We start from the raw sequence: 12959 nt of genomic DNA on the forward strand, positions 1-12959 counted from the left end.
TACCAAGTATTAAGGTTAACGCACCTAACTTGTCACGGCATGGCAGGCTGGAGAGCTGAGCGATGTGCAAGGTGACGCTCTGTTTTCCCGGCTTTGGCGGATGCCGCCCGTGGAAGGCAGAGCGGAGCTGCTCTTTCATCTTGCCCAAAAAACTCCCCCCGGAGGGCCGGGTTGCCCGAAGCGCTATGCAAGGGCGCATCAGAACGCCCTCGCAATCAGCTCTTTCATGATCTCGTTGGTGCCGCCATAAATCCGCTGCACCCGCGCATCCGTCCACATGCCGCCGATGTCATAGTCCTGCGTGAACCCATAGCCGCCGTGTAATTGCAGGCATTCATCGAGCACCCAGGCCTGCGTGTCCGTGGTCCAGTATTTGCACATGGCAGCTTTGTCGACGCTCAGGTCCCCGCGCAGGTGTTCAGCCATGCATTCGTCAAAGAAGGCGCGACTGACCATTGTCTTCGTCTTGGCCTCCGCCAGTTTGAACCGCGTGTTCTGAAACTGCATGAGCGGGGCGCCAAAGGCCTCGCGTTCCCGGCAATACGCAACCGTGCGCGCCACCGCGCCTTCCATCGCCCCCACCGCCGAACAGGCAATGATCAGCCGCTCCTGCGGCAGCTGCTGCATCAGCTGGTAAAACCCCTGACCCTCCGCCCCGCCAAGGATGTTTTCCGGCGCGATCTCCACATTGTCGAAAAACAGCTCGGACGTGTCCGATGCATGCATCCCGATCTTGTCGAGGTTGCGCCCCCGGCTGAACCCCGCCGCACCATCGGTCTCGACCACCACCAGCGACACGCCCTTGGACCCCAGCGCCGGGTCCGTCTTGGCCGCCACCACGATCAGGTTGGCGTGCTGGCCGTTGGTGATGAACGTCTTGGACCCTGTCAGCCTATAGGCATTGCCATCCCGAATGGCGCGCGTCTTGATCGCCTGCACGTCAGACCCGGTCGAGGGTTCAGTCATGGCTAGTGCACCGACCATTTCGCCCGACACCATCTTGGGCAGCCAGCGCTGTTTCTGATCCTCGGTGCCGTAATTCAGGATGTAGTGGGCGACGATGCCCGAATGGATGCCGTGGCCCCAAGAGGCCAGATTGGCGCGTGCCGCTTCGATCAGGATCGCGGCCTCATGCCCGAAATCACCGCCCGCCCCGCCGTATTCTTCGGGTATGGAGGGACAAAGCAGGCCCAATTCACCGGACTGGCCCCACGTGCTGCGGTCCATCTCGCCCTGCTTGCGCCAGCGCTCGAAATGCGGCGCCCACTCGTTCGTGATGAACTGCGCCGTCATGTCGGCGATCATCTGGTGTTCTTCGGTCATCCACGTGGATGACCCGGCAGCCATGTCTTTCATATCTCTCCTCCCCAGGAGATGTGTCAGCGTTTGCGCGCCTCCAGCTCGGAATTGAACAGGCGCAGCCGCGCGGTGAGGTTTTCCTCGTGTGTCACGCTGTCGAAATTCTCGAACAGGAACGACAGGGCCTCGCCCTCGTCCAGCCCGGCCTCGCTGGCGAACCGCTTGAGGCGGCGATAGCCGTCTTCGGTCATCGCAACCGGAAATCGTCGGGTCAGGCGAAAGCGTTTGGGCATTGTCACTCCAAAAAAGTAGGGTGGGCAATTTGCCCACCCCACCGACTTTAGAAGTTTGCAGCATCCAGCGCCATCACCGTGTCCGCGCCCGACTGGATTCGCGTCAGGTGCAGCGCCGTCGAAGGCAGTTGCCGCGCCATGTAATAGCGGCCCGTGGCCAGCTTGGTCTCGTGGAACGCAGGGTCAGACGTGCCCTCCGCCAGTGCCGCACGCGACGCCTTGCCCATCTTGGCCCACATCAGGCCCAGGCAGACATGGCCGAACATGTGCATGAAGTCATAAGACCCCGACAGCGCGTTGTTCGGGTTCGTCATGCCGTTCTGCATGAAATACATGCCCGCTGCCTGAAGATCCTTGGAGGCCGCCTTGAGCGGTTCCAGGAACTCGGCGTCATAGGCCTCGTCCTGACCGGCATTGTCCTTGATGAAGGATTTGACCAGATCAAAGAACGCCATCACGTGCTTGCCGCCGTCCTGCGCCAGCTTTCGGCCCACCAGATCCAGCGCCTGCACGCCATTGGCTCCTTCGTAGATCATCGCGATCCGGGCGTCGCGGGTATATTGCGACATGCCCCATTCCTCGATGTAGCCGTGACCACCATAGACCTGCTGGGCCTTGATCGTCATGTCATAGCCCTGATCGGTCAGGAACCCCTTGATGATCGGGGTCAGCAGCGACACGAGGCCGTCCGCATCCGCGTCCTTGCCGCGATGGGCGGCGTCGATCATGACCGCACTCCACAGGATGAACGCGCGCGCGCCTTCAGCGAACGACTTCTGGTCCATCAGGCTGCGGCGGATGTCGGGGTGCACGATCAGCGGATCGGCGGGCCCGTCGGGGTTTTTCACGCCCGTCACGTCGCGCCCTTGCAGGCGGTCCTTGGCATAGTCCAGCGCGTTCTGATACGCGACCTCGGCCTGGCTCAGACCCTGCATGCCCACGCCGATCCGCGCCTCGTTCATCATGGTGAACATCGCGCGCATGCCCTTGTGCTCTTCGCCAATCAGGTAGCCCACGGCCCCGTCATAGTTCATCACGCAAGTGGAGTTGCCGTGGATGCCCATCTTTTCCTCGATGCTGCCCACGCTGACCCCGTTGCGTGCCCCCAGGGAGCCATCGTCGTTCACGCATATTTTTGGAACAATGAAGAGCGACACGCCCTTGATGCCCTCGGGGCCGCCTTCGATCTTGGCGAGAACGAGGTGGATGATGTTCTCGGACATGTCGTGCTCACCGGCAGAGATAAAGATCTTCTGGCCCGTGATCCTGTAGGTGCCGTCGTCCTGCGGCGCGGCCTTGGTGCGCATCAGGCCCAGATCAGTGCCGCAATGCGGCTCGGTCAGGTTCATGGTGCCGGTCCATTCGCAGGACACCATCTTGGGCAGATAGGTTTCCTTCTGCGCCTGAGAGCCGTGGGCGAGGATCGCCGAGGCCGCACCGTGGGTCAGGCCCTGGTACATGGTGAACGCCATGTTGGCGGAGGAGAACATCTCGCCCACGGCTGTGCCGATCACGTATGGCATGTTCTGGCCGCCGAATTCCTCGGGCATGTCCAGACCGGGCCAGCCGCCTTCCTTGACCTGCTCGAACGCGTCCTTGAACCCGGTGGGGGTGTAGACCACGCCGTTTTCCAAGCGGCAGCCTTCCTTGTCGCCCACCACGTTCAGGGGGGCGAGGACTTCGGAGGTCAGCTTGCCGGCCTCTTCGAGGATGGCAGAGGTGAAATCCGCCTCCAGCTCGTCATAGCCGGGGATGTCGGATCCTGTGACGTTCAGCACATCGTGCAGGATGAACTGCATGTCCTTGGTGGGGGGTGTATAGCTGGGCATATCTCTCTCTCCCTTGGTCTGATGCCGTCCCCGCGCGGGGGGCGGCGAAGTTCTGCGCTACAGGCCGCCTATTCCGCGACCTTCTTCGAGGCGTTCATCGAGGCGAGCATCTTCTCGCCCCATTTCAACTGGTTCTTGAGGTCGTCGATCGCCTCGGTCAGCTCGTCGCGCTGCAACTCCATGTCCGCGAGCCGGTCGCGGGCGATCTCGTAGGTGCGCGCCAGCTGGGTCTGTTGCTGGTCGCCCATGTCATAGAGGTCCAGCAGCTGGCGGATCTCCTCCAGGCTGAAGCCAAAGCGCTTGCCGCGCAGGATCAGCTTGAGCCGCGCGCGGTCGCGCTTGGTGAAAAGGCGCTTTTGGCCTTCGCGGATCGGGAACAGCAGTTCCTTGGCTTCGTAAAATCTCAGGGTCCGCGGCGTGACGTCAAACGCGTCGCACATCTGGCGGATCGTCATCGTGGTTTCACTCATAGGATCACTCGCATCTCGTGTTACGAGCATCAAATGGGGCAGGGGCGGATTCGATGCAACCACGGGATGACGTTGACGTAAGTTCTACGTTGCGTCACTTCTCCAGTTGACGTGACCGTGATCCACGTCAACCGGCGCACTGGGCGTGAAACGGGTAAGATACTGCACCCAGCCGGGCGAAATAATGCACCGGCGTGGGCTATTCGGGCCGGGCGGGGTCGAACCTGTACCGCGTCAGCAGGGCGGCCCGGCCAGCGACGGCCACACATCCTCGATAAATCCGTGCACGGCCGCCAGCTCCGGCTGGACCATGATGTACCGCTCATAGGTCGAATGCGGTGCAGGCGCGATATGCACACGGTCCTCCAGCGCATAGGCATGCACGAAATAGGCCGCCGCCGAATGCGCCACGATCCCGACGCTGCCGCGCCCGTTGGCGATGAACTGCACCAGCGCCGCTTCCGAGCTGACATCCAATCGCGCCGCATTGCCCGCAGTGACCCGTTCGTCCACCCCGGGATAGCGGTGCCCCTTGACCCCCACCACCGTGGACCCGTCCAGTGACCCCGGCCCGTCATAGGCCACCGGTGCGGCGCGCGGCGAAATCACGTCGTTGCGGTCCTCGACCAGCGCGGATGTCCACAGATACCGGCTGCGGTCGGCGTCACCGAACCAAAGCGGACTGCCCCACAGCACCACGCCGGCATCACCCGCGCGCAATTGGTCGTTCAGCCGCTGGCGCGGCAGCACCACCACGTTGAAAACATACTGCCCGCCCGACCGTTCCGTCAGCATATCGGCCAGCGCAAAGCTCATGCCGCTGCGCGCCTCCGCATCGACCACGAAGGGCGGGAAATTGTGATAGACCCACATCGTGACCGCCTCCGCCGATGCGCGCAGCGGGGTCAGGGCACAGAACAGCACAAGGGCGCACAGCACCCGGCGCGGCAAGTCAAATCGAGCCATAGTCGCAATCTTCCTCGCCGCGGGCGCAACGGGCTTGGCCCCGATGCGCGTATGGATGGAAAACCCTCCCGGTGGGCAGGGCGGGCGCCCATATTCCGGCGCACGGTCATGTCGAGCGGCACCATACACAGGTTTCAACCGCTGCGCAGGTTTATCCGCAACCGACGTTAAAATGGGGATAACACCGGGGCGATCTGCCCACGGCGCCAATGCGGCCTCAGCCGTCCAGCTCGGTCGCCACGCTGTCGCGCAGCCCCTGCAACTCGTCGCGGGCCTCGTCCAGCTGGCGGCGCTGTTCGTCCAGCTCCTTGAGCTGCCCATCGGCCAGTTCGATCCACGCCCGCATCTGCGCCTCGGTGCCCTCGTGCTCGTAGATCAGCAGCCACTGGCGGATGTCTTCCAGCTGAAAGCCAAACTTGCGGCCGCGCAGGATCAGCTTCATCCGGGCGCGTTCGCGCGGCCCGTAATACCGCGAGCGTCCTTCACGATCGGGCTGCAACAGCTCGATATATTCGTAATAGCGCAACGTGCGGGGGGTCACGTCGAACGCCGCGCACATTTCCTTAAAGCTCAAGCGGTCGTCTGCCATGGCCCTCGTCTCTCCCTGATGCAAAGCCTAGGCTGCAACCGCCGCTTGCGCAACAGGTGCCTTGCCCCCCGGCACGGCCAGCCCCATAAAGTGATCAACGACCCAAAGGAACCCGCCCCATGTCCGACATGCTGCGCATCGCACGCCAGTTCATCGAGGCCCTGCCGCACAGCCGCGATCTGGGCATGACGGTCGAGGATATCGCACCGGGGGTGGCCGTGATCTCGATGCCCTTCGATGACCGGCTGGTGGGGGATCCGGACACCGGCGTGATCTCGGGCGGGGCGGTGTCGGCGCTGATGGACACGTGTTGCGGGGCGGCGGTGATCGCGCATCCCGACAATGGCGGGGCGACGGCCACGCTCGATCTGCGCATCGACTACATGCGCGGCGCGACGCCGGGGCAGGCGATCACCACGCGCGCCGAATGCTACCACGTCACGCGCTCCGTGGCCTTTGTGCGCGCCACCGCGTGGGACGACGACCGCGACAACCCGGTGGCGTCGGCCACCGGCGCCTTCACGGTGGAGGCACGGCCATGAAGCGCCCCGAACCCGTGCAGGTGATCAAGCAACGGCGCGACGCGGCCCTGCACGCGCTGGTCGACCACGTGCCCTACATCAAATATCTGGGCCTCACCTTCGACCGGCGCGGAGACGAGCTGACCGGCGTGCTGCCCTTTGATGAAAAGCTGATCGGCAACCCGATGCTGCCCGCCCTGCATGGCGGGGTCACGGCGGCCTTTCTCGAGGTGACGGCGATCATCACCCTGTCCTGGTCCTACCTGTGGGAGGACATCGAAAGCGGCGCGCTGGAATTTGACGCGCGCGCCGATGTGGCGCTGCCGCGCCTGCCCAAGACGGTGGATTTCTCGGTCGATTACCTGCGCTCTGGCCTGCCGCGCGACGCCTATGCGCGCGCACGGATCAACCGGGCCGGGCGGCGCTATGCCTCCGTGCATGTCGAAGGCTGGCAGGACAACCGCGACAAGCTCTTTGCCCAGGCCACCGGGCATTTCGTCATGCCCCAACGGCGGTAGATGGAGGCCACAGCCCCCACCGCGCCTCCCGCGCCACTCACGCACCGCCGGGTGCTGAAAATCGCGCTGCCCATCGTGCTGTCCAATGCCACCGTGCCGATCCTCGGTGCGGTGGATGTGGGCGTGGTGGGCCAGATGGGCGAGGCGGCACCGATTGGGGCCGTGGCCATGGGCGCGATCATCCTGACCACGATGTACTGGATTTTCGGGTTCCTGCGCATGGGCACGGTCAGCCTTGTTGGGCAGGCCGCGGGCGCGGGTGATGACGACGAAGTGTCGGCCTGGCTGACCCGCGCGCTGCTGGTCGCTGTCGTGGGCGGCGTGGGGCTGATTGCGTTGCAGGTGCCGCTCTTCTGGGCCGCGTTCCAGCTGTCGCCCGCCAGCGCAGTGGTCGAGAGCCTGACCCGCGACTACCTCTTTATCCGCATCTGGACGGCACCCGCCGCGATCGCCGTCTATGCGCTGACCGGGTGGCTGGTGGCAATGGAGCGGACGGGCGGCGTGTTCTGGGTCCAGCTGGTGATGAACGGGGTGAACATCATCCTGAACTTCGTCTTTGTGCTGGGGTTCGGCTGGGGCGTGCCGGGGGTGGCGATTGCCACCGTGATCGCCGAGGTGATCGGGGCGGGGCTGGGCCTGTGGTTCTGCCGCGCGGCGTTTTTGCGGCCCGCATGGCGCGACCGGGCCCGTGTGCTGCGCCGCGCCGCGCTGGTGCGCATGGCGCTGCTCAATACGGACATCCTGTTGCGCTCGGCGATGCTGATGGTGATCTTTTCCAGCTTTGTGTTTCTGGGCGCGCGGTTCGGGGACGTGACGCTGGCCGCGAACGAGGTGCTGATCCAGTTCATGTACATCACCGCCCACGCGATGGACGGGTTCGCCTTTGCCGCCGAGACGCTGATTGCGCGCGCCTACGGGCGGCGCGATCCCGTACGGGTGCGGCGTTCGGCGTTGATGACGGGCATGTGGGGGATGGTGGTCTGTGTGACGACCGCACTTGGCTTTCTGCTGGCGGGGCCGTGGCTGATCGATGTGATGGCCAAGGACGCGGAGGTGCAGGCCACCGCGCGGGCCTACCTGTGGTGGATGGTGGCGGCGCCGCTTGTGGGCTGTGCCGCGTGGATGTTCGACGGGATCTTCATCGGCGCGGGCCGGGGCCGGGACATGCGCAACATGATGGCGATTTCATTTGTGCTGTATTGGCTGGCGGTGCTGGTCCTGCTGCCGGTGATGGGCAATCACGGGCTTTGGGCGGCGCTGCTGGTGTCCTTTGTGGCGCGGGGGGTGACGCTGGGGCTGCGGTACCCTGCGCTGGAACGCGGCGCGTCGGCCTGACCTGCGCGCGTCTTGCCGGTGCGGGACTGGGGCGCTGCCCCAGACCCCGAGGTATTTGACGCGAAAGGAAGGGGCGGGTCAGAGCCAGCTTTGACTTTGGGTGCCGACGGCCTCGGCGACGGACTGGAAGCCGTCTTGCTGCAACTGGGTGTCGAGGCCCTGCGCGATGCGTGCGCCAAGGCTGAGCCCGCCATAGACCAGCCCGGTATAGAGCTGCACCGCAGAGGCGCCCGCGCGGATCTTGGCATAGGCGTCGCGGGCCGAGGCGATGCCGCCCACGCCGATCAGGGGCACAGTCGTGAGCTGGTGCAGTTTGGCCAGCACGCGGGTGGATTTTTCAAAGAGCGGCGCGCCGGAGAGGCCGCCCTTTTCCGGGGCGTGCACGCTGCGCAGGCCGGTGCGGTCGAGGGTCGTGTTGGTCGCGATGATCGCGGACACGCGCGCGTCCTCGGCCACCTTGGCGATGTCGGCCAGATCCTGATCGGTGAGGTCCGGCGCGATCTTGAGGAACACCGGCACCCGGCCGCGCACCTGCATCACCCCGTCCAGCAGGGCCGCCAGCGCCATCGGCCCTTGCAGGTCGCGCAGTTTTTCCGTGTTCGGGCTCGAGACATTCACCGTGGCAAAGTCGATATGGGCCGCGCAGTGCTGCAACACGCGGGCGAAATCCTCGGCCCGGTTGGCGCTGTCCTTGTTGGCCCCGAGGTTGAGGCCCACGGGCACACCTTTGGGGCGGCGCGCCAGCCGTGCGGCAATCGCCTCCATCCCGTCATTGTTGAACCCGAACCGGTTGATCGCGGCGGCGTCCTCGGTCAGGCGAAAGAGCCGCGGGCGCGGATTGCCCGGCTGCGGCAGCGGCGTGGCGGCCCCCACCTCGATCCAGCCGAACCCGGCACGCGACAGTGGCGCGATTGCGGTGGCGTTCTTGTCGAACCCGGCGGCAAGGCCCACGGGGTTGGGCAGATCCATGCCCGCGACCTGCGTGCGCAGCCGGTCGCTGGTCACCGGGCCGGGCAGGGGGGCCAGCGGCGTATGCAGCGCCCTGAGCGCCAGCCCATGCGCGACTTCCGGATCCAGGCGGCGCAGCGCCCGCGTGCCGATGCGTTCCAACGTCCGTTTCATCCGAAGGCCGCGCCCCCGTCCGCAGGCCGACACCGGATCAGCCGCGAGGTCTTCACCGCCGCCTGCCGGTGCACGACGGCGGCCTGGTAGGCCGGGTCCGTGACCATGGCCAGAAACGCATTGCCCGACGGGTAGCGCGCGATAAACACCGCATCCCATGCCTCGTTCTCGGGGCCGATCAGCATGGTGTCGAACCCGCCGCGCCACAGGATCGTCCCGCCCACCGCCGCCAGCACCGGGGCCGAATGCTTGCCATAAAGCGCATAGGCCTGCGCCCCGGTCAGCCCGTCGCGCGCCAGCGTATGATCGCCCGGATAGTTGGCAAGATCGCGAAACGCGACAAGGTTCAACATCTCGATGGGCTGGTCGCGGGGCAGGTCCTTGAACGCGTCGAACTGGGCGCGGGTCGGGTCGATATGTGTCATGCGAACCCCGCGCCTGCCGGGAACTGGTGCACGCCGTCCACGATGGGCAGTGGCTGCGCCCAGTGCACGTCCTCGATCCGCATCTCGCGGTAGAGATGCGGGAAGAGCGCGCCGCCCCGCGACGGCTCCCACCTCAGATCATCGCCCAACGCATCCGCATCGACCGCCACAAGGAACAGGTCATCCACATCGGCGAAATACTTGGCCGCCGTCTCGCCCGCCTGTGCGGCGGTGGAGAAATGGACATAGCCGTCAGCCACATCAATGGGCGCGCCAGCGGTGGTGCGGTTGCGGCGCAGCTCGGCCCATTCGGGGGCGCGGAAAATCTTGTAAATCAACATGGGCCCCGCCTGCCCGACCGGCGCGGCCACGTCAAGCGGTGCGGTGACGCGGGTGAACGGATCGCCGCCGTCGGCAATCGTCAGCGTGTCGCCCGCCAGCGTGAACGCATACCGAAACACACCGCCATAGACCACGTCAAAGACCAGCTCCGCCCCATCCACGGTCACGGTCGCGCGCGTCTCTCCGGTGCGCATCGCCGCCCCATCCAGCTCGAAGATGCCAAAGAGGTCGATCTCGCCCGGCTCGGCATAGGTGAAACTGCCATTGGTGCGGAAATAGTAATCCGCGCCGCTCATGTCCTCGGCCCAGACGCCCAGCACGGTCTCGCCCGCGCCCAAAAGGCGCGTATAGCGTTCAGGCCCCCAGACCATCGCCGCACCACCCCCCTCGAACACCACGGGCAGATAGCGCGAAAAGGTCCGCCAGAGCCCCCCGGCGGTGACTTCGATCATCTGCGGGCGGCCATCGGGCAGGGTGCGTTCCCAGCGGTCGACCAGACCGGCGGGCAGCGGCGCACGGGCGCGCGGGGTGGGACGTTCCAGCATGATCCCCTGATGCCTGCCGCCCGTGTTTTGGTCAATACCGCCCCGACACGCAGCCGTCACACAGCCGTTGCGTCAGCATGGCACATCGGGCTTTGACTCTGGTCGCAGTCCCACGCACCATACCACCATAACCAATGAGGGAGACGACAATGACCCGATTTCTGATGGGTACCGCCGCACTTGCATTAAGCACCGGCATGGCCTCGGCCGAATATACGCTGCACATTCTGCACACCAACGACATGCACAGCCGCATTGAATCGATCAACCGCTTCGATTCGACCTGCAACGCCGAGGGCGAGGCCGAGGGCAAATGCTTTGGCGGCGTGGCCCGCGTGAAAACGGCGATCGACGCCAAAAAGGCCAGCCTCGGTAACCAGAACGTCGTGGTGCTGGACGCGGGCGACCCGTTCCAGGGCTCGCTGTTCTATACCACCTACAAGGGTGCGGCAGAGGCCGAGTTCATGGAGCAGATGGGCTATCACGCCATGGCCGTGGGCAACCACGAATTCGACGACGGCCCGCAGGGTCTGGCCGATTTCATCGAAAAGGTGACGTTCCCGGTGATCTCCGGCAACCTCGATCTGTCCTCCTCGGCGGAACTGAACGGCAAGGTGGGCAACCACGTCGTGCTCGAGGTCGGCGGCAAGAAGATCGGCGTGATCTCTGCGCTGGCCACGGACACGGTCGAAACCTCCTCGCCCGGCGCGGATGTCGTCTTTCAGGACGAGATCGAGGCACTGGCCGCAGATGTCGCCACGCTTGAGGGCGAAGGCGTCGATATCATCATCGCGCTGAACCACGTGGGCCTGAACAAGGACCTCGAGATTGCCGAGGCCGTGCCCGGCATCGACGTGGTGATCGGCGGCCACAGCCACACGCTGATGACCAATGGCGACGATGAAACGCCCGCCTATCCGACCATGGTGGGCGACACGCCCGTGGCCCAGGCCTATGCCTACACCAAATATCTGGGCCACCTGACCGTGACCTTTGACGACGACGGCAACGTCACGGCGGCCTCGGGCGATCCGATGCTGCTGGATGCGTCCGTGGAACCCAACGCGGCCTTTATCGACCGCATCGCCGAAATGGGCGCACCCATCGAAGAGATGAAGACGCGCGTTGTGGCCGAAGCGGCCGAAGCCATCGAAGGCGGGCGCGACACCTGCCGGGCGATGGAATGCCCCATGGGCTCGCTCATTGCCGACGCGATGCTGGACCGGGTCAAGGATCAGGGCATCGAGATTGCCATCCAGAACGGCGGCGGCATCCGTGCCTCCATCGATGCGGGTGAAATCACCATGGGCGAAGTGCTGACCGTGCTGCCGTTCCAGAACACGCTCTCGACCTTCCAGGTGCCCGGCTCTGCCATCGTCGCCGCACTTGAAAACGGCGTGGGCCAGATCGAGGACGGCGCAGGCCGCTTCCCGCAGGTGGCGGGCATGAGCTATGCGTTCGACGTCTCCAAACTGGCAGGTGAGCGTGTCAGCGACGTGATGGTCGGCGGCGCACCCATCGATATGGACAAGGTCTATGGCGTGGTGTCCAACAACTATGTCCGCAACGGCGGCGACGGCTATGCGATGTTCGTGGACGCGGACAAGGCCTATGACTTCGGCCCCGACCTCGCGGATGTGACGGCGGAATACCTCGCCGCCCAAGGGCCCTTCACGCCCTATACCGACGGGCGCATCACGGCCAAGTAACCGCAGGCCAACGACGAAACAGAAAACGCGCGGGGGGCATTCCCTCCGCGCGTTTTTTCATGGCCTCACTCTGGCCGTCACTGTGGCCCTCACTGGGCCGCGCGCAGCGTGTTGGCCCGACCGGGATAGGCGGTCTCGGCAAAGGCAATCAACTCCGACACCCGCGTCGTATGATGCGGAAAGGTCGAAAACGCCTGCGCCAGCCAGCGGAAAAACCCGCCCCGCTGATCCTTGCCCTGCCGCAGGAACGCATGCACGTTCACCTGATCGGCAATGTCCGTCCCCACCACCAGCTTCATCATCGCGTGCACCGCCACATGGATGTCCCCGTCGATCATCGCCAGCCCCAGCCGGTCCCCCGACAGCTTCAGCGCACGCTCGTACGGATAGAGCAGCAGGTTGAACACAAACAGCTTCTCCACCCCGTCCAGATAGGCCTGCAACCACATGAACCGGAAATGCTTGGACGCCAGTGCACCCACGAAACGCCCCACCAGAAACCGCACCTCGTCCGGCCCGTTCTCCGGGCGCATCAGCTCCGAATTCAAAAGCAGCACCTTGACGTTCAACAGCGGCATCAACGCCGCATTATACGTCCCGTCCTGATAGACATAGGCGTCGATGGGCCGGTCATAGCCGAAATGCACCTTCGCCTCCTCGATGGCCGCATGGGCGCGCGGAAAACTGTCCGCCGTCACCCGGATGGTGTTGTTCATGAACGACGCCACATAGAGGCGCAGGCTGAACCACAGCACAAACAGCACCACAGGGGCCGCCAGCAGGATCAGGCCCAGCGACGCCACCGTCAGCAGCGCAATCAGGATCCCCAGCGGGATCAGCACGAACAAGGTCAGCAGGAACCGCGGGCTTTCGGTCGGATGGCGCAGCGCGGACAGGTCTTTCTTCGACAGGGGCATCGGGAAACTCCTTGGTCAAATGGGGCGGGGCGCAACCCGCACCGCATGGAAAAATCAAATCGTCTGAAATCGTCAAAAA

Annotated in this window: 14 protein-coding genes; 4 read left to right on the forward strand and 10 right to left on the reverse strand. The window is 64.8% G+C overall.

From position 1 onward, the window contains the following. Nucleotides 1-198: 198 nt before the first annotated feature. The 6 genes from Q0949_RS18265 to Q0949_RS18290 all read right to left on the reverse strand — a co-directional run bounded on the left by Q0949_RS18265 (nt 199) and on the right by Q0949_RS18290 (nt 5446). Nucleotides 199-1347: an acyl-CoA dehydrogenase family protein gene (locus Q0949_RS18265; protein ID WP_299376039.1), complete on the reverse strand. Its 1149-nt coding sequence runs from the start codon at nt 1345-1347 to the stop codon at nt 199-201. Between the two features lie 32 nt (nt 1348-1379). Continuing rightward, a complete protein-coding gene (locus Q0949_RS18270; RefSeq protein WP_299375784.1) occupies nt 1380-1592 on the reverse strand; it encodes a hypothetical protein in 213 nt (70 codons plus the stop codon). Between the two features lie 47 nt (nt 1593-1639). Further along, nucleotides 1640-3421: an acyl-CoA dehydrogenase C-terminal domain-containing protein gene (locus Q0949_RS18275; RefSeq protein ID WP_299375787.1), complete on the reverse strand. Its 1782-nt coding sequence runs from the start codon at nt 3419-3421 to the stop codon at nt 1640-1642. A 68-nt stretch (nt 3422-3489) separates the two neighbouring features. Continuing rightward, nucleotides 3490-3891, reverse strand: coding sequence for a MerR family DNA-binding transcriptional regulator (locus Q0949_RS18280; RefSeq protein ID WP_299375789.1), 402 nt, complete (start codon nt 3889-3891; stop codon nt 3490-3492). Between the two features lie 234 nt (nt 3892-4125). Continuing rightward, entirely contained in the window at nt 4126-4857 is a 732-nt protein-coding gene (locus tag Q0949_RS18285; RefSeq protein ID WP_299375791.1) for a hypothetical protein, read from the reverse strand. Nucleotides 4858-5074: 217 nt separating this feature from the next. After that, nucleotides 5075-5446 carry a MerR family DNA-binding transcriptional regulator gene (locus Q0949_RS18290; protein ID WP_299375794.1) on the reverse strand — a complete coding sequence of 124 codons (372 nt, stop codon included), beginning with the start codon at nt 5444-5446 and terminating at the stop codon, nt 5075-5077. A gap of 119 nt (nt 5447-5565) precedes the next feature. Between Q0949_RS18290 and Q0949_RS18295 the strand changes: the two genes are divergently transcribed. The 3 genes from Q0949_RS18295 to Q0949_RS18305 are packed head-to-tail and all read left to right on the forward strand — an operon-like array spanning nt 5566 to nt 7820. Then, the gene (locus Q0949_RS18295; protein ID WP_299375796.1) at nt 5566-5988 is read left to right on the forward strand and encodes a PaaI family thioesterase; all 423 of its coding nucleotides are present in this window, start codon (nt 5566-5568) and stop codon (nt 5986-5988) included. Then, entirely contained in the window at nt 5985-6485 is a 501-nt protein-coding gene (locus Q0949_RS18300) for a PaaI family thioesterase (protein ID WP_299375798.1), read from the forward strand. Before Q0949_RS18295 ends, Q0949_RS18300 begins: the two co-directional genes overlap by 4 nt. Then, complete coding sequence (locus Q0949_RS18305; protein WP_299375800.1) at nt 6486-7820, forward strand: MATE family efflux transporter; 1335 nt, start codon at nt 6486-6488, stop codon at nt 7818-7820. 78 nt (nt 7821-7898) lie between these two features. Here Q0949_RS18305 and Q0949_RS18310 read toward each other — a convergent pair whose 3' ends face one another. From Q0949_RS18310 to Q0949_RS18320, 3 genes are read right to left on the reverse strand one after another with little or no spacing between them, the layout of a single operon-like run. Continuing rightward, nucleotides 7899-8942, reverse strand: coding sequence for a quinone-dependent dihydroorotate dehydrogenase (locus Q0949_RS18310; protein WP_299375802.1), 1044 nt, complete (start codon nt 8940-8942; stop codon nt 7899-7901). After that, entirely contained in the window at nt 8939-9367 is a 429-nt protein-coding gene (locus tag Q0949_RS18315; RefSeq protein WP_299375804.1) for a DUF1330 domain-containing protein, read from the reverse strand. The genes Q0949_RS18310 and Q0949_RS18315 overlap by 4 nt, the downstream gene beginning before the upstream one ends. Beyond that, nucleotides 9364-9708 (reverse strand): DUF952 domain-containing protein, encoded by a 345-nt coding sequence (locus Q0949_RS18320; RefSeq protein ID WP_299376042.1) that lies wholly within the window; start codon nt 9706-9708, stop codon nt 9364-9366. Before Q0949_RS18320 ends, Q0949_RS18315 begins: the two co-directional genes overlap by 4 nt. Before the next feature lie 695 nt (nt 9709-10403). Here Q0949_RS18320 and Q0949_RS18325 point away from each other — a divergent pair. Then, a complete protein-coding gene (locus Q0949_RS18325) occupies nt 10404-11963 on the forward strand; it encodes a 5'-nucleotidase C-terminal domain-containing protein (protein WP_299375806.1) in 1560 nt (519 codons plus the stop codon). An 89-nt stretch (nt 11964-12052) separates the two neighbouring features. Here Q0949_RS18325 and Q0949_RS18330 read toward each other — a convergent pair whose 3' ends face one another. After that, nucleotides 12053-12880, reverse strand: coding sequence for a M48 family metallopeptidase (locus Q0949_RS18330; RefSeq protein ID WP_299375807.1), 828 nt, complete (start codon nt 12878-12880; stop codon nt 12053-12055). Nucleotides 12881-12959 lie beyond the last annotated feature (79 nt).

The sequence above is a fragment of the uncultured Tateyamaria sp. genome, assembly GCF_947487805.1.
GTDB lineage: Bacteria > Pseudomonadota > Alphaproteobacteria > Rhodobacterales > Rhodobacteraceae > Tateyamaria.